The sequence below is a fragment of the Pseudomonas sp. Irchel s3h14 genome (assembly GCF_900187425.1).
GTDB lineage: Bacteria > Pseudomonadota > Gammaproteobacteria > Pseudomonadales > Pseudomonadaceae > Aquipseudomonas.
In genome coordinates this window covers 1-16,997 of sequence record NZ_FYDJ01000032.1, presented here as the reverse complement: position 1 = coordinate 16,997, position 16,997 = coordinate 1, and the positions used below count along the sequence as shown (strand labels likewise).

The following is a 16,997-nucleotide window of genomic DNA, read 5'->3' as shown; positions in this document are numbered from 1 at the left end:
GCAGCGCGAGGTTTACTGTATTCGCCCTGTGTCATGAAATCGTGTCGACGCAGTTGACCGGACGCCCACCCACAGCGCTCCGGTATTTTTAGTGTTCAAAAGGCCGTTCAAGTAAAAAGGAAACCCGCAGCGATGGCGTATTACCGCACCCCTCAAGACGTTACCGCTCTGCCCGCCTGGCAAGCGTTGAATGACCACCGCCAAGCCATGCAAGATTTCAGCATGCGCGAAGCCTTTAATGCCGATCCGCAGCGTTTTACCCAATTCACCCTCAGCAGCTGCGGCCTGTTTCTCGACTACTCGAAGAACCTGATCAACGCCCAGACCCGCGATCTGCTGGTGGGCCTGGCCAACGAAGTCGACCTCCAGGGCGCGATCAAAGCGCTGTTCGAAGGCGAAATCGTCAACTCCTCCGAAGGTCGCCCGGCCTTGCACACCGCCCTGCGCCGTCCGGTCGGCGACAAGCTGTCGGTCAACGGCGTCAACGTGATGCCGGAAGTGCACAAGGTCCTGAACCAGATCACCGACCTCGTGGGCCGTATCCACGACGGTTTGTGGCGCGGTTACTCCGAGAAGCCGATCACTGACGTGGTGAACATCGGCATCGGTGGCTCGTTCCTCGGCCCGGAGCTGGTCTCCGAAGCGCTGCTGTCCTACGCCCAGAAGGGCGTGCGCTGCCATTACCTGGCGAACATCGACGGCAGTGAGTTCCACGAACTGACCATGAAACTGCGCGCCGAAACCACGCTGTTCATCGTTTCGTCGAAATCCTTCAACACCCTCGAAACCCTGAAGAATGCCCAGGCCGCACGCGCCTGGTACCTGGCTCAGGGTGGTTCGGAAGCAGAGCTGTATCGTCACTTCATCGCCGTCTCCAGCAACAATGCAGCGGCTGTGGCATTCGGGATCCGCGAAGAAAACATCTTCCCGATGTGGGACTGGGTTGGCGGCCGTTACTCGCTGTGGTCGGCCATCGGTTTGCCGATTGCCCTGGCCATCGGCATGTCGAACTTCAAGGAACTGCTGTCCGGTGCCTACACCATGGACCAGCATTTCCAGAGCGCGCCTTTCGAACAGAACATGCCGGTGCTGCTGGCGTTGCTCGGCGTGTGGTACGGAAACTTCTGGGGCGCGCAAAGCCACGCGATCCTGCCGTACGACCACTACCTGCGTAACATCACCAAGCATTTGCAACAGCTGGACATGGAATCCAACGGCAAGAGCGTGCGCCAGGACGGCACCCCGGTGTCCACCGACACCGGCCCGGTGATCTGGGGTGGCGTGGGCTGCAACGGTCAGCATGCGTATCACCAGCTGCTGCACCAGGGCACCCAACTGATCCCGGCCGACTTCATCGTGCCGATCGTCAGCTTCAACCCGGTGTCCGACCACCACCAGTGGCTGTACGCCAACTGCCTGTCGCAAAGCCAGGCGCTGATGCTGGGCAAGACCCTTGCCGAAGCCGAAGCCGAGTTGCGCGACAAAGGCATCAGCGAAGTAGAGGTACAGAAACTCGCGCCTCACAAGGTGATCCCGGGCAACCGTCCGAGCAATACGTTGGTGGTCGAACGCATCAGCCCGCGTCGTCTCGGCGCATTGGTGGCGATGTACGAACACAAAGTCTTCGTGCAAAGCGTGATCTGGGGCATCAACGCCTTCGACCAGTGGGGCGTGGAGCTGGGTAAAGAACTCGGCAAAGGCGTCTACAACCGCCTGGTCGGCAGCGAAGAAACCCCGGCTGACGATGCTTCGACTCAAGGCCTGATCAACTACTTCCGCGGTCGTCACCGCGGCTAACGCCTCGCTCCCGTAGGAGCCGAGCTTGCTCGCGATGAACGATAACGCGGTGTACCTGATACACCGCGGTGTCTGCATCGCGAGCAAGCTTCGCTCCTACAGGGTTGCGTTTGTTTTCGGGTCTTGAACCCTCTCCTCACTCGGCGCATCTTTATCTCTTGTCGCAAAACAAGAATAAGGAACCGTCATGTTCGATATCAGCACGTTCCCCCAAGCCGATGCCGTCCGCCGGGCTGCACAATTAAGTCAAGACGACTACAAGCGCCTGTACCGCCAATCCATCGAACATCCCAGCACCTTCTGGGCCGAACAGGCCACACGCTTTCTCGACTGGAGTAAGCCGTGGGATACCGTCCAGCGCTATAACCTGAAAACCGGTGAGGCGAGCTGGTTCGCCGGCGGAAAGTTGAATGTCAGTTACAACTGCATAGACCGTCACCTGGAAAAGCGCGGCGATCAAATCGCGATCATCTGGGAAGGCGACGACCCCGCCGAATCCGTGCAGATCAGCTACAAAAAACTTCATCACAACGTCTGTCGCCTGGCCAACGTGCTCAAAAGCCGTGGCGTGAAGAAAGGTGACCGCGTGTGCATCTACATGCCAATGATCCCCGAAACCGCCTACGCCATGCTCGCCTGCACGCGCATTGGTGCGGTGCATTCGGTGGTGTTCGGTGGTTTCTCTCCGGACTCTGTGCGTGACCGGATTCTCGATGCCGACTGCCGCACCGTGATCACCGCCGATGAAGGCGTGCGTGGCGGTAAAGTCGTGCCGCTCAAGCAGAAGGTCGACAAGGCGCTGCACAGTTGCCCGAACGTCAGCACCGTCATCGTGGTCGAGCGCACTCAGGGCGAAGTGGACTGGGTCGAGGGCCGGGACATCTGGTATCACCAGGCGCTGCGCGACGTCAGCGACGATTGCCCGCCCGAACCGATGGACGCCGAAGACCCGCTGTTTATCCTCTACACCTCCGGCAGCACCGGCAAACCCAAAGGCGTGCTGCACACCACCGGCGGCTATCTGCTGCAAGCGGCGATGACCTTCAAGTACGTGCTCGACTACCGCGACGACGAAGTCTTCTGGTGCACCGCCGATGTCGGCTGGGTCACCGGCCACAGCTACATCGTCTACGGTCCGCTGGCCAATGGCGCGACCACGCTGATCTTCGAAGGCGTACCGAGCTACCCGAGCAGCTCGCGCTTCTGGCAGGTGATCGACAAGCACCATGTGAACATTTTCTATACCGCCCCAACCGCCCTGCGTTCCCTGATGCGTGAAGGCCCCGAACCGTTGAAGGAAACTTCCCGCGCGAGCCTCAGATTACTCGGCAGTGTCGGTGAGCCCATCAACCCGGAAGCGTGGGAGTGGTACTTCAATGCTGTCGGCGAACAGCGTTGTCCGATCGTCGATACCTGGTGGCAGACCGAAACCGGCGGCATCATGCTCAGCCCTTTGGTCAGTGCTCAACGGATCAAACCCGGTTGCGCCACGCAACCGATGTTCGGCGTGCAACCGGTGCTGCTCGATGAAGTGGGCAAGGAAATCAAAGGCGTCGGCAGCGGCGTGCTGGCGATGAAGTCCAGCTGGCCGGCGCAGATCCGCAGCGTCTACGGCGACCCGCAACGAATGGTCGACACCTACTTCAAGCCCTACCCCGGTTACTACTTCACCGGCGACGGCGCCCGGCGCGATGAGGATGGTGATTACTGGATCACCGGGCGCATCGACGACGTGATCAACGTCTCCGGGCACCGCATCGGCACCGCGGAAGTGGAAAGCGCATTGGTGCTGCACGACAGCATCGCCGAAGCGGCGGTGGTTGGTTACCCCCACGACGTCAAGGGTCAGGGCATCTACGCCTTCGTCACCCCCATGAACGGCACCGAGCCCAGCGACGAACTGAAGAAAGCATTGCTGGCTCACGTCAGCGAGGAAATCGGCAGCTTCGCCAAACCGGACCTGATCCAGTGGGCGCCGGCCTTGCCGAAAACCCGTTCGGGCAAGATCATGCGGCGCATTTTGCGCAAGATCGCCTGCAACGAACTGGACAGCTTGGGCGACACCTCGACCCTGGCTGACCCGAGCGTGGTCCAGGAGTTGGTCGATAAACGCCTGAACCAATAATCGCTTGTTTCAAAAGCCTGCGCGGCCGTTAATGGCCGCGCCTCCTTTTCCGCCACTGAGCCGCCATGGAATTCATTCGAACCCGCATCGAAACCCAGATCATGAGCCTGACCGGTCTGTCTCTGGGCAAGCTCGACCTGGAAAACCCCAAGGGTGATCCCGGCCTGTTCGGCCCCGATTCGGTGAGCTGGCAAGTGCATGGCGACTTCAGCAGCATGCTGATCGGCGGCATCAGCGCCCTGATGCTGCAAGCTCTGCATCCACTGGCCCTGGCCGGGGTCTGGGACCATTCGAATTTCCGCGAGGACATGATCGGCCGACTGCGCCGCACCGGGCAGTTCATTTCCGGCACCACCTTCGGTTCGCGAAAGGACGCCGACTGGCTGATCGAGAAGGTCCGCACCATCCACCTGCAAGTGACCGGCACGGCACCGGATGGCCGGCCTTACGCCGCCAGCGATCCCGATCTGTTGACCTGGGTGCACGTGGCCGAAGTCAGCAACTTCCTCGCGGCCCATTTGCGTTACCGCAATCCGAACCTTTCCCTTGCTGATCAGGACCGTTATTACGCGGAAATCGCGCTGGTCGCCGAACGGCTCGGCGCCCGTGACGTGCCGCGTTCGCGACAGGAAATTGCCGATTACCTTGAACGCATTCGCCCACAGCTACTGTGCGATGAGCGCAGTCGAGAGGTGTTACGGCTGTTGTTGAACGCCCCGTCCCCCAGCCGTCTGGCCAGACCTTTCGGCGGTTTGATGATGAAGGCCGGGATCGACCTGCTGCCGGACTGGGCCAGTGACATGCTTGGCGTCAGCCAGAGCCCGCTGCAACGCAAGCTGATCCGCGCCAGCGTCAATCGCAGCGTGCCGATGATGCGCTGGGCGGTGCGTAACGGCTCGGTGCACCGCGCCAAACGACGGATGGGTTTGCTGACCTGATCCTGCCTGCATGATCGTTCCCACGCTCCGCGTGGGAATGCAGCCCGGGACGCTCCGCGTCCCAGAAGCGGACGCAGAGCGTCCATAGAGGCATTCCCACGCAGAGCGTGGGAACGATCAGTGACTCGGGATCAGGTGCAATGCTGTTAAACTCCCGCGCCAAATTCCCTCCTGCAAGGCGCCCAGCATGTCTTCCTTGAATCAGGCGCTGCGCGCCGCCCTCGATCGTCGTCAGGACCTGCTGGCCGAACTGCATCAGCAAGGCACCGATTGCTATCGCCTGTTCCACGGCAGCCAGGAAGGCGCCGGCGGCCTGACGATCGACCGTTACGGCCCACAATTGCTGGTGCAAAGCTTTCACCAATCGCTGGAACGTGATGCGCTGCTGCAACTGCACGACACCATCAATCAGCACCTGGGCCTCGAAACGCTGCTGGTCTACAACGATCGCTCCCGTGGCAACTCGCGTATCGACCGTGAAGACACCGTCTACCGCGCCGACGAGGCCGCCCTGCAAGACTTGATCGGTCACGAATGGGGCTTGAATTACCGGGTTCGCGGCCGCCACGCCGGCCAGGATCCGCTGCTGTTCCTCGACCTGCGCAACACGCGCGGCTGGGTCAAGCAGCACAGCAAAAACAAAAGCGTGCTGAACCTGTTCGCCTACACCTGTGGCGTAGGCCTGAGTGCAGCGGCCGGTGGCGCGAGCGAAGTCTGCAACCTCGACTTCGCTGAGGGCAACCTGGCCGTCGGCCGTGAGAACGGCTTGCTCAATCCGCAGTTGCCGACCATGGAATTCATCCAGTCCGACTACTTCCCGGCCATCCGCCAGTTGGCCGGCCTGCCGATCAGCCAGCGCCGCGGGCAGAAACTGCCGAGCTATCAGCGTCTGGAACAGCGTCAGTACGACCTGGTGCTGCTGGACCCGCCAGCCTGGGCCAAGAGTGCTTTCGGCACCGTCGACCTGCTGCGCGACTATCAGAGCCTGCTGAAGCCAGCATTGCTGACCACCGCCGACAACGGCGTGCTGATCTGCTGCAACAACCTGGCAAAAGTCAGCATGGACGACTGGCGCGAGCAGGTTTTGCGTTGTGCAGAGAAAGCCGGCCGGCCGGTGCGCGAGTGGACGGTGATGAAACCGGGCGGCGATTTTCCGTCAATGGATGAGCAGCCGCCGCTGAAAACCCTGATTCTGCAACTCTGAGATTCGTCCGGAAAATCAGATAATTCCTATAAAGCTTGATCACTTCGGAACCGGAAACGCGTGCCATACTCCAACGCTCTCCGATTCAGACAGATGAAGCCGCACATGCCCAAAGGATTGATTCGCGCTATTGGCGCTCTGTTGACCACTCTAGCCCTCTACAGCCTGCTGGGGTTTCTGATTTTGCCGGGCATCGCGTTGCGGGTGGCCAATCAACAATTGGCCAATTACGCAACGACGCCCGCGACGATTTCGCGGATCGAACTCAACCCGTTCAGCCTTGAAGTAACCCTGTGGGGCCTGATCATCGGCGAGCCGGGCAAGGAACAGGTCGGCTTCGAGCGACTGTATGCAAACTTGCAGATCGACAGCCTCTGGACCAAGGCGCTGCACCTGTCCGATATCGAAATAGACAAACCCAAGACCGAAATCCTCTTCGGCAAGGACGGCAAGCTCAATCTGCTTGGCCTGTTCAAAATCCCCGCCAGTGAACCGACCCCGGCCGACCCGAACGCCAAACCGTTCCCGTTGCGCATCGAGCGGATCAAATTGGCCGGCGGTGTCGTGCACTTCCAGGATCAACGCCCCAGCGAACCCATCGAATTCCTCTACGACAAACTCGACTTCGAACTGAAAAACCTCAGCACCCTGCCTGAAGACAGTGCCGACATGACCTTGGTGGCCATCGGCCCGGCAGGTGGACAGATCGACTGGACCGGCAATTTCAGCCTGATCCCGCTCGCCTCCGAAGGTAAGCTGAAAATCACCGATGGCAAGATGAAATCCTTTTGGCCCTACGTGCGTGACTCGGTGCCACTGGTACTCGAAGACGGCGTCATGAGCCTCAGCACCGACTACAAACTGAACCTGGCCAAGGAGACCGAGCTGCTGTTGAGCAACGTCGCCGTCAGCATCGCGCCGTTTGCGATCAAAGCACCAGACGGTCGACCGCTGGCGAAACTCGAGCGGCTGGACATCAGTGAAACCACCGTCGACCTGGCCAAGCAGCAAGTGGTCGTCGGCAAGATCCGCAGCCAGAAACTGGAAACCTGGGCCGCCCTCGAAGCCGACGGGCAACTCGATTGGCAGAAACTGTTCGCCAGCCAACCGTCCAAACCGGCCGCCAAAGCCAACGCCGAGCCGGCCAGTACCCCGGCAGCCGCCGATTCACCGAAACCCGACCCGGCGCCACCAAGCAAGCCATGGCAGGTGCTGCTCAAAGACGTGCAACTGCGCAATTACCAGGTGCATCTGGCTGACCGCAAGGCGCAACCCGCCGTGGCGTTGGATGTCGGCCCGTTGAACCTGGACCTGCAGAATTTCGACAGCCTCAATGGCTCGCCTTTTAACCTCAAGCTCGATACGGGCGTGGGCAAGCAAGGCAAGATCACGGCAGACGGTATCGTCAATCTCGCCCCGGTCAGCGCCAGGTTAAACGTACAAACCAAGGACATCGACCTGCGCGTCGCCCAGTCCTATATCAACCCGTTTATTCGCCTGGAACTGCGCAGCGGTATGCTCGGCAGTGATTTGGCGGTCGATCTGAAAAGCACCGAGCCGCTGGCATTCAGCGTCACCGGCCGTGCTCAGGTCGATCAACTGCATACCCTCGACACCCTCAAAACCCGCGACTTCCTCAAGTGGCAGCAGTTGGTGCTCGAAGGCCTGAATTATCAGCACGGCGACAGCCTGTCGATCGACAAGGTCAACCTGTTCCAGCCTTATGCGCGCTTCATGATCAACGATGACCGCACCACCAACATCGATGATCTGCTGATTCCGCAACCGGCCGACTCAGGCGCCAAAACAGCTGCAGCCAAACCTGCCAGCAAGGAAAAACCGCTGGGCATCCACATTGGTGGCATTGCCATCAATGACGGTTCGGCCAACTTCGCCGACTTCAGCCTGACCCCGAATTTCGCCACGGCCATTCAACAGCTCAATGGGCAAATTGGTACCATCGACAGCCGTCAGGCGAAACCGGCCAGCGTCGATATCAAAGGCAAGGTCGACCGCTATGCACCGGTCACCATCAAGGGCTCGGTCAACCCGTTCGACCCGATGGCCAGCCTCGACATCGCCACCAGTTTCAAACGAGTTGAACTGACCACGCTCACGCCCTACTCCGGCAAGTTCGCCGGTTACCGCATTCGCAAGGGCCGGCTCAATCTCGACCTGCATTACAAGATCACCAACGGCCAACTCCTGGCCGAAAACAAAGTGGTGGTCGAGCAACTGCAACTGGGTGAAAAGGTCGACAGCCCAGACGCCGTGAGCCTGCCGCTGAAGCTGGCGATCGCGTTGCTCAAGGACGTCGACGGCAAGATTTCCATCGAGCTGCCGGTGAGCGGCGACCTGAACAACCCGCAGTTCAGCGTCATGCCTATCATCTGGCAGACCCTGCGCAACCTGATCGTGAAGGCCGCCGCGGCGCCGTTCAAAATGATTGGCGGGCTGGTCAGTGGCGGTGGTTCGGAAGATTTGGGCACTGTGTCGTTCGCCCCGGGCTCAAGCGACCTGAGCAAGGATGCCGAGGGTTCGCTGGTGAAACTGTCCCAGGCCCTCAAGGAACGTCCGGCCCTGCGCCTGGAAATCGAAGGCACGGCTGCCGCAAGCAGCGATGGCCCGCTGATCGCCGAGCAACGTCTGGAGCGGGAATTCCAGTACAACTACTACAAAATGCTCCAGCGTCGCGGCGACAAAGTGCCGGCTCAGGCTTCATTGCTGGAAGTACCGGATAACGAGAAAGGTCCGCTACTGGAAGGGATCTACCGCACGCGCCTGAAGACCCAGCCGCCCGCCGAATGGAAGGATCTGGGCAAGGAAGAACGCACGGCAAAAATGCGCGACGGCGTGATCAAGTTCTGGAGTTCCAGCGACGTGCTGTTGCGTCAGTTGGGTCAGGAACGCGCCAGCAGCATCAAGGACTATCTGGTCGACAAGGGTCAGTTGGCCGATGACCGCGTGTACTTCATCGACGCCAACCTCGGCGAAGCGGAAAGTGACGGTCGAGTGGTTACGCCGCTGCACCTGGACGCCGAGTGATGCGCGCGAAATGGCTGATGAGCCTGGCTCTGGCGATGGCCGCCAGTCAGGCCTCGGCGGCGGATACCCTGCGCTGCGGCAGCCAACTGGTCAGTGTCGGGGACAGGTCCAGCGAAGTGCTGCAGAAATGCGGCGAACCGGTCAGCCGTGATCTGTTGGGCTACAAGCGCAGCGCTAACCGACGGGAAGAGTTTCAAGTCGAGGAATGGACCTACGGACCCAACGGCGGGATGTATCAGTACCTGCGTTTTGAAGGTAATCGTTTGAAGCAGATCACCAGCAAGCGCGGTAACTGAGAATAAACCATCACCTGCCGGCATGCTCTTTGTAGCAGCTGGCGAAGCCTGCGTTCGGACGAAGCGGCCGTGAATTCTCAGGTTTTACGACTGCTCCGCAGCCGAACGCAGGCTTCGCCAGCTGCTACAGAGATTCTTCAATCCACAATAGAACAGGCCCCTGACACGAATGCCCGGGGCCTGTAATGGCCACATCCTTATGGCCTTTCGCATGAACTCTCCTGAGGCGACAGACGTATTGCTCGGCCCGCCTGTCGCGCCTTCTCCCAGTCCAGGCGAGAAGTCTTGCCTTACTCGGCTTTCAGGCCGTCAGCGGAGACCGCTTTGACGCCTTTGATTTTCTTGGTGATCGCTACAGCGGTGTCTTTCTGAGCGTCAGTTACCGCAACGGTGGACGACAGAGACACTACGCCTTTGTTGGTTTCGACTTTAATGTCGGTACCGGGAATGCCTTTTTCAGTCACCAGGTCTGCTTTGACTTTGGTAGTGATCCAGGTATCGGAAGTAGCTTCTTTAACTTCGGTCACTTCACCGGCGGCCAGAACCATGGGTGCCTGGGTAGCCTGGGTCTGTGCAAATGCGACGTTGGCCATGGTCAGGGTCAACGCGGTAGCAGTAGCGGCAGCGATAGCGAACTTCTTCATACGAGTAACTCCTGTTTTTCATAAAGTCTGCTGCGTGTCTTGTCAGCAGGGTTACTGGAGATATTGCGAACGCTGTGCCAACTTCGAGATAGCCAATAAATACATACAAATCAATAACTTACAAATACACCTGATTTTCGTAATCATGCAAATTGCATGACTTGGAAATTATCGACATGCAAGTTGCGGGTTTTACCGCAGGCCTAAGGCCATGAATTGTTGGAAGTTTTCTCAGTTACTCCATTTCCCCCCGAACGGCGAACAAAAAAATACCCCGCATCGTGAGAGGCGGGGTATTTGGTAGGCCTGGCAATGTATCAGGCGCCATCGCAGGCTTTAGGAGCGTATTCCTGTTCGGCCGTGGTGGTGCATACCCAGCCAGTCAACGAGCGCGTGAGGGTGATTACTTTATTCAACACCGGCCCCGGAGCATTGAGAACCGTGCAGGTGATAGTGCCCGTGCCAGCACTCGCGACACCCGCAGCTGTCGTTGTGCAATTGGAGGTTGTCAGTGTTCCACCGATCCCCGCCAAATCCGGACTGATCCCTTGATTCATAAGATCTTCAAACGGAACCTTCAAAGCGGAAATCTCCGCCAGACCGGCTGTCAACTTGGCCCGTGCCTGATACTTCGAGTAAGCCGGCAAGGCAAACGTCGCCAGAATCCCGATGATCGCCACCACGATCAGCAGCTCGATCAGGGTAAAACCTTTTTGAGTCTTCATAGACAAGCTCCATGCATGAGTCGAAATCTCATGACCTGAACTAGCCGCAGCACAGCCCATGCCAAGCGCCATGCCCCCTATTGGCGGGACGCGAGGCGAGTGCAGCGTCCTTTCCTACCCCCAGAATCCGCACTATCTGACACTTTTTGTCACCTGAACGCCGCTGGTTTGGCTCCTCCGCTTGACTAGGCTATAAGTCATGAACTGTCTGCGTCCGGTATCCCAATGAATGACATCGCCCTTAGCGGTCTGGCCAAGCAATTGGTCCTGGCCGAGCTGCTCACTGACCAAAGCGCGCAACAGGCGTATCAGCAAGCCCAACGCAACAAAATCTCCCTGGTCAGTTATCTGGTGCAGAGCAAACTGGTGAAGAGTCGCCAGGTCGCCGAGATCGCTTCGGAACACTTCGGCATGGCCTTGCTCGACCTCAACTGTCTGGACAAGGAAACCCAACCCAAGGGTCTGGTCAGCGAGAAGCTGATTCGCCAGCACCACGCCCTGCCCCTCTGGCGGCGCGGCAACAAATTATTTGTGGGCGTTTCCGACCCGACCAATCATCAGGCCATCAATGACATCCAGTTCAGTACTGGGCTGAATACCGAAGCCATCCTGGTGGAGGAAGACAAGCTCAGCGACGCCATCGAAAAATTCTTCGATACCCAAGGCACCGGCCTGGAAGACATGGCCGACGTTGACCTCGATGGCGTGGACATCGAGTCGATCGATGACAAGCAAGACGCCATCGCCGGCCAGGATGCCGATGACGCGCCCGTGGTGCGCTTCGTTCACAAGATGTTGCTGGACGCGATCAAAAGCGGCTCTTCCGACCTGCATTTCGAGCCCTACGAAAAAACCTACCGAGTGCGGATGCGCACCGACGGTATTTTGCGTGAAGTCGCCAAGCCACCGATTCACCTGGCCAATCGCATCGCCGCGCGTTTGAAAGTCATGGCCAGCCTCGACATCTCCGAACGGCGCCGGCCCCAGGACGGACGGATCAAGATGCGCCTGTCCAAGAGCAAATCCATCGACTTTCGGGTCAATACCCTGCCGACCCTGTGGGGCGAGAAAGTGGTGATCCGGATCCTCGACCCGTCCAGCGCTCAAATGGGCATCGACGCCCTCGGCTATGAGCCCGGTCAGAAAGACCTGTACATGGCCGCCCTCAAGCAGCCACAGGGGATGATTCTGGTGACCGGGCCCACCGGCTCGGGCAAGACCGTGTCGCTCTACACCGGGCTGAACATTCTCAACACCGTGGACATCAACATCTCCACCGCCGAAGACCCGGTGGAGATCAACATGGAAGGCATCAACCAGGTCAACGTCAATCCCAAACAGGGATTGGACTTCGCCCAGGCGCTGCGCTCATTTCTGCGTCAAGACCCGGACGTGATCATGGTCGGTGAGATCCGCGACCTCGAAACCGCCGAAATCGCCATCAAAGCCGCCCAGACCGGACACCTGGTGCTGTCGACCCTGCACACCAACAGCGCCGCCGAAACCCTGACTCGCCTGCACAACATGGGCATTCCGGGTTTCAACATTGCCACCTCGATCAGCTTGATCATTGCCCAGCGCCTGGCACGCAAATTGTGCAGCCATTGCAAGAAACCCATCGAGATTCCCCGGGAGGCGCTGCTCAGGGAAGGCTTCCCCGAGGAACGCATCGGCTCATTCACGATCTATGAGCCTGTCGGTTGCGATCAGTGCAACGGCGGTTACAAAGGGCGAGTCGGGATATATGAAGTGGTGAAGAACACACAGGACCTGCAACGGCTGATCATGGCCGAAGGCAATTCACTGGAAATCGACAGTCAGATGCGTAAAGACGGCTTCAACGACCTGCGGACGTCGGGCTTGCTCAAGGCCATGCAAGGCATCACCAGCCTTGAAGAAATCAACCGGGTCACCAAGGACTGAATATGGCGGTCAAAGCAGCAAAAATCAGCGTCTATGCCTGGGAAGGCACAGACCGCAAAGGCACCAAAATGACGGGCGAATTGAGCGGTCAGAATCCCGCGTTGATCAAGGCCCAATTGCGCAAGCAGGGCATCACCCCCGGCAAGGTACGCAAGAAGTCCACCTCGATTTTCAACCTCGGCAAGCGCATCAAAGCCCAGGACATCGCCCTGTTCACCCGGCAGATGGCGACCATGATGAAGGCCGGCGTACCGCTGTTGCAGTCTTTCGACATCATCGGTGAAGGCTTCGATAACCCGGCCATGCGCACACTGGTTGACGAGGTGAAACAGGAAGTCGCTGCGGGTAACAGCTTCGCCGCTTCCCTGCGCAAAAAGCCTCAGTATTTCGATGAGCTCTACTGCAACCTGGTCGATGCCGGCGAGCAGGCCGGTGCCCTCGATACCCTGCTGGAGAGAGTGGCGACCTATAAGGAAAAAAGCGAAAGCCTCAAGGCCAAGATCAAGAAAGCCATGACCTACCCACTGGTAGTGGTGTTCGTCGCGATCATTGTGACCGGGATTCTGCTGGTCAAAGTGGTGCCGCAGTTCGAATCGGTGTTCAAAGGGTTTGGTGCCGAATTGCCAGCCTTCACTGTGATGGTCATCGGCCTGTCGGAATTCATGCAGGACTGGTGGTGGGCGATGCTCGGCGTGCTGATCGCGGCCATCTTCGGTGTGCGCCACGCGTTTAAAACGTCGCAAGGCTTTCGGGACCGAATGGACACCTGGCTGCTGAAACTGCCGCTGATTGGCACGCTGATGTACAAGTCCGCCGTGGCCCGTTACGCCCGCACGCTGTCGACTACCTTTGCGGCAGGTGTGCCGCTGGTGGAAGCCCTGAATTCGGTGGCCGGCGCTACCGGCAACATCGTGTTCAAGCGAGCGGTGCTGCGCATCAAGCAGGACGTATCCACTGGCATGCAACTGAACTTCTCCATGCGTGCCTCCGGCATTTTTCCGAATATGGCGATCCAGATGACCGCGATTGGCGAAGAGTCCGGCGCGCTGGATGACATGCTCGACAAAGTCGCGAGCTTCTATGAGGACGAAGTGGACAACATGGTCGATAACCTCACCAGCCTGATGGAGCCGTTCATTATGGTGGTGCTGGGTGTTATCGTCGGTGGCCTGGTGGTTGCGATGTACCTGCCCATCTTCCAACTCGGCACAGCGATCTGACATGCCCTTGAACGACATTCTGACCCTCCAGCCGTTGACCTTCGTGATCGCAGCCCTGTTGGTCGGCCTGCTGATCGGCAGCTTTCTCAACGTGGTGGTCTGGCGCCTGCCAAAAATGCTTGACCGCGAATGGCGTGAGGAGGCCCGTGAAGTGCTGGGCTTGCCAGGCGAAACACCGCTGCCGACCTTCAACCTGATGCTGCCCCATTCCCAGTGCCCACATTGCGGCCATCGAATCCGCGCCTGGGAAAATATTCCGGTGCTCAGTTATCTGTTCTTACGGGGTCGATGCTCGAACTGCACGGCAGCCATCAGCAAACGCTACCCGCTGACCGAACTGGCCTGCGGCCTGCTCTCGGCGTTCATCGTCTGGCATTTCGGTTTCGGCTGGCAGGCCTGCATGGCATTGCTCCTGAGCTGGGGGTTGCTGAGCATGAGCCTGATCGATGCCGAGCATCAACTGCTACCGGATGTGCTGGTGCTGCCGCTGATATGGCTGGGGCTGATCGTCAACAGTTTCGGGCTCTTCGTGTCCCTGCATGAAGCGTTCTGGGGCGCGGTGGCCGGCTATATGACGTTGTGGTCAGCGTTCTGGCTGTTCAAGCTGATCACCGGCAAGGACGGCATGGGCCACGGTGATTTCAAGCTGTTAGCGATGTTCGGCGCCTGGGGTGGCTGGCAGATCCTGCCTCTGACCATCCTGTTATCGTCGATGGTGGGCGCCGTTGTCGGCGTGATTTTGCTGCGTTTGCGCAATGCGAAAACCTCCACGCCGATCCCCTTCGGACCCTTTCTGGCAATTGCCGGCTGGATTGCCTTGCTCTGGGGTGGTCAAATAACCGACTTCTATTGGCAGTTTGTCGGTTTGAAATGAATACCCCTGTGGAAAAACCCTGGATTCTCGGCCTGACCGGCGGCATCGGCAGCGGTAAAAGCGCGGCTGCCCAGCACTTCATCGACCTGGGCGTGCACGTGGTGGATGCCGATCATGCGGCACGTTGGGTGGTGGAGCCGGGGCGCCCGGCGTTGGCCAAAATCGCCGAACACTTCGGTCCCGGCGTATTGCAAGCCGACGGACAACTGGATCGCGCGGCGTTGCGCAAACTGATCTTCGAAGTGCCTGAGGAACGCCGCTGGCTCGAAGCGTTGCTGCATCCGCTGATCGCCAAGGAAATCGCCGATCACCTGTCCAAGGCACAATCACCTTACGCGATTCTGGTTTCGCCGCTGCTGATCGAGTCCGGGCAGTACGCCACGACCCAACGGGTTCTGGTGATCGATGCCCCGGAAAAACTACAGATCGAGCGCACCCTGCAGCGTGACCAGACCAGCGAGCAACAGGTCCAGGCGATCCTCAAGGCCCAGTCCAGCCGACAGGACCGCGTGAGCCACGCCGACGATGTGGTGGTCAACGACCGCGACCTCGCCTGGCTGCACAGCGAGGTCGAACGCCTGCATCACTTTTACCTTACTTTGCGTGGAGGCCAGTCATGAGCCAAATCCCAACCGTCGATTGCCCAACCTGCGGCGCCCCTGTTGAATGGAGCCCAGAAAGCAAATTCCGGCCATTCTGTTCGGACCGTTGCAAGCTGATTGACCTGGGCGCCTGGGCCTCGGAAGAACACAAGATTCCGGTAAGCCCGGATGCCGAAGACGACCTGTTCAGCGAAGACTTCGAGCCACGTCACTGATCTTCAAGGCCGCATAAAACCGTAGTCCTGGCTGTCATCGAGGTTTTCCGCAAGAAAACGCAACTCATCGGCCAGGTCTTCGGCACTGCGCACCGCCTTGCTCTGTTGCACCACTGCACTGAGCAAGGCGCGCAGGCTCAATCCCGGATCAAACCCCACTTCCTGCGCCCCATCCAGACTTTGACGCAACTCCTGCCTTGCCCATTCGTAGACACTCATTTCGATGCTCCTGAAGGTTTTCCAGAGCATGGATTCGTGAGCGATTTTTGCCTTTGATGTGGATCAAGATTTGGGATCGTCGTCTTTCCAGGGTGCCGAAAGGTAGCGCGTGCGATTGAACGTCTCCAGCCACTCGGGACAGAAAACCACCAGCGCGCTGACCACCATGCCGTTGATGAACGCTTCCGGAAAAATCAGCAGCCACAGATATCCGACAAAATCTTCCAGCCAATAGGGCATGGCAAAACGTTCGTTGAACCACAGCAACCACAGCGCCAGCAGCAGACACAGCAACGCCGACAGCGCCGCTGCAAAAAATCCGGACACGAAGATATACACAAAGGGATTACGCGGTTGCGCTCGCTCCACCAGGATCGCACAGCACTCGGTGACCAGCACCGGCAGCAGAATCAGCAGCGCGCCGTTGACCCCCATCGCCGCCAGATCCTGCCGCCCGAGCAGCACTAGTCCCGCTTGCGCGACCAACCCGCCGACAATCGCCAGCGGCCAGTCGAGCAACAGGGTCACAGCAGTCATGCCGATAAAGTGGTAGGACACGCCGGTGTCGAAGTCTTGTCGCACCAGCCAGAGCATGAACAGTGCGAACACCGTGCCGAACAACAGATGCTGGCGGCGACTGTCGCTGAACAGTTCGACCCACGGTGCTCGCGCAACGGCCCAGATCAGCACCGGCACATAGATCAACCACCCCGCTGTGAGGGTTTCAGGTGACAGTAACTCGGCGCCGATCATGGCTGGGCACACTCCCTTGTCTTGCCGAAAGAGAATAGGCCCTCAGTCTACACCGCCCCTCGAACGCCCTTCGATTTCCGGCCGGCACACACATTTGTGGTGAGAGGGTTTGCTCTGGGGGAGCGTTCTACGATTGGGGGGGTACATATCCGTTTCTGCGGTAACGGCGACTGACGGTTTCGCTTTTACAGCGAGTCCCTTTTCCAAACGCCGAAAAGGAACCAAAAGGCTTTGCCCCGCCATTCGGTGCCTCGCCTAGGCTCGGCATGCCCTCACTCCGGCATTGCTCCGGGGGCCCGCCGCCATCGGCCATCCATGGCCGGGGGCGGCTACCGCGGCATCCTTGCCGCGGTGCCCCCTGCGCAACGCCTGCGTTCGGCCTCTGGGAAAGGGGCAATAGATCAAAATCAAAAGCAA

The 16,997-nt window shown here is 59.1% G+C and carries 15 protein-coding genes; 11 read left to right on the top strand and 4 right to left on the bottom strand.

Features of this window, described 5'->3' with window-relative positions:
- Window positions 1-132: 132 nt before the first annotated feature.
- From pgi to CKW16_RS29970, 6 genes are all read left to right on the top strand, one after another.
- Window positions 133-1,797 carry a glucose-6-phosphate isomerase gene (gene pgi / locus CKW16_RS29995; RefSeq protein WP_095133093.1) on the top strand — a complete coding sequence of 555 codons (1,665 nt, stop codon included), beginning with the start codon at window positions 133-135 and terminating at the stop codon, window positions 1,795-1,797.
- A gap of 187 nt (window positions 1,798-1,984) precedes the next feature.
- Window positions 1,985-3,922 carry an acetate--CoA ligase gene (gene acs, locus CKW16_RS29990; RefSeq protein ID WP_095133091.1) on the top strand — a complete coding sequence of 646 codons (1,938 nt, stop codon included), beginning with the start codon at window positions 1,985-1,987 and terminating at the stop codon, window positions 3,920-3,922.
- A gap of 65 nt (window positions 3,923-3,987) precedes the next feature.
- Window positions 3,988-4,860 carry an oxygenase MpaB family protein gene (locus CKW16_RS29985; protein WP_095133089.1) on the top strand — a complete coding sequence of 291 codons (873 nt, stop codon included), beginning with the start codon at window positions 3,988-3,990 and terminating at the stop codon, window positions 4,858-4,860.
- 187 nt (window positions 4,861-5,047) lie between these two features.
- The gene (locus CKW16_RS29980) at window positions 5,048-6,064 is read left to right on the top strand and encodes a class I SAM-dependent rRNA methyltransferase (RefSeq protein WP_095133087.1); all 1,017 of its coding nucleotides are present in this window, start codon (window positions 5,048-5,050) and stop codon (window positions 6,062-6,064) included.
- Window positions 6,065-6,157: 93 nt separating this feature from the next.
- Complete coding sequence (locus CKW16_RS29975; RefSeq protein WP_095133085.1) at window positions 6,158-9,109, top strand: DUF748 domain-containing protein; 2,952 nt, start codon at window positions 6,158-6,160, stop codon at window positions 9,107-9,109.
- Window positions 9,109-9,405, top strand: a complete 297-nt coding sequence (locus CKW16_RS29970) for a DUF2845 domain-containing protein (RefSeq protein ID WP_095133083.1) — start codon at window positions 9,109-9,111, stop codon at window positions 9,403-9,405. Before CKW16_RS29975 ends, CKW16_RS29970 begins: the two co-directional genes overlap by 1 nt.
- 290 nt (window positions 9,406-9,695) lie before the next feature.
- Here the strand turns inward: CKW16_RS29970 and CKW16_RS29965 are convergent, their stop codons facing one another.
- Entirely contained in the window at window positions 9,696-10,049 is a 354-nt protein-coding gene (locus tag CKW16_RS29965) for a BON domain-containing protein (RefSeq protein WP_095133081.1), read from the bottom strand.
- Between the two features lie 317 nt (window positions 10,050-10,366).
- Window positions 10,367-10,774, bottom strand: a complete 408-nt coding sequence (locus CKW16_RS29960; protein WP_095133080.1) for a pilin — start codon at window positions 10,772-10,774, stop codon at window positions 10,367-10,369.
- A 225-nt stretch (window positions 10,775-10,999) separates the two neighbouring features.
- On the opposite strand from CKW16_RS29960, the gene pilB reads away from it, so the two are divergent.
- From pilB to yacG, 5 genes are read left to right on the top strand one after another with little or no spacing between them, the layout of a single operon-like run.
- Window positions 11,000-12,697, top strand: a complete 1,698-nt coding sequence (gene pilB / locus CKW16_RS29955) for a type IV-A pilus assembly ATPase PilB (protein ID WP_095133078.1) — start codon at window positions 11,000-11,002, stop codon at window positions 12,695-12,697.
- Window positions 12,698-12,699: 2 nt separating this feature from the next.
- Window positions 12,700-13,917 carry a type II secretion system F family protein gene (locus CKW16_RS29950; RefSeq protein WP_095133076.1) on the top strand — a complete coding sequence of 406 codons (1,218 nt, stop codon included), beginning with the start codon at window positions 12,700-12,702 and terminating at the stop codon, window positions 13,915-13,917.
- A 1-nt stretch (window position 13,918) separates the two neighbouring features.
- Window positions 13,919-14,791, top strand: a complete 873-nt coding sequence (locus tag CKW16_RS29945) for an A24 family peptidase (RefSeq protein WP_095133074.1) — start codon at window positions 13,919-13,921, stop codon at window positions 14,789-14,791.
- Entirely contained in the window at window positions 14,788-15,411 is a 624-nt protein-coding gene (gene coaE, locus CKW16_RS29940) for a dephospho-CoA kinase (RefSeq protein WP_095133072.1), read from the top strand. Before CKW16_RS29945 ends, coaE begins: the two co-directional genes overlap by 4 nt.
- Entirely contained in the window at window positions 15,408-15,608 is a 201-nt protein-coding gene (gene yacG, locus CKW16_RS29935; protein ID WP_046049370.1) for a DNA gyrase inhibitor YacG, read from the top strand. Before coaE ends, yacG begins: the two co-directional genes overlap by 4 nt.
- A 3-nt stretch (window positions 15,609-15,611) precedes the next feature.
- On the opposite strand, the gene CKW16_RS29930 is transcribed toward yacG, so the two are convergent.
- Both CKW16_RS29930 and CKW16_RS29925 read right to left on the bottom strand, forming a co-directional pair.
- Window positions 15,612-15,827 (bottom strand): hypothetical protein, encoded by a 216-nt coding sequence (locus tag CKW16_RS29930; RefSeq protein ID WP_033054332.1) that lies wholly within the window; start codon window positions 15,825-15,827, stop codon window positions 15,612-15,614.
- A gap of 63 nt (window positions 15,828-15,890) precedes the next feature.
- Window positions 15,891-16,580, bottom strand: a complete 690-nt coding sequence (locus CKW16_RS29925; RefSeq protein ID WP_095133070.1) for an energy-coupling factor ABC transporter permease — start codon at window positions 16,578-16,580, stop codon at window positions 15,891-15,893.
- Window positions 16,581-16,997 lie beyond the last annotated feature (417 nt).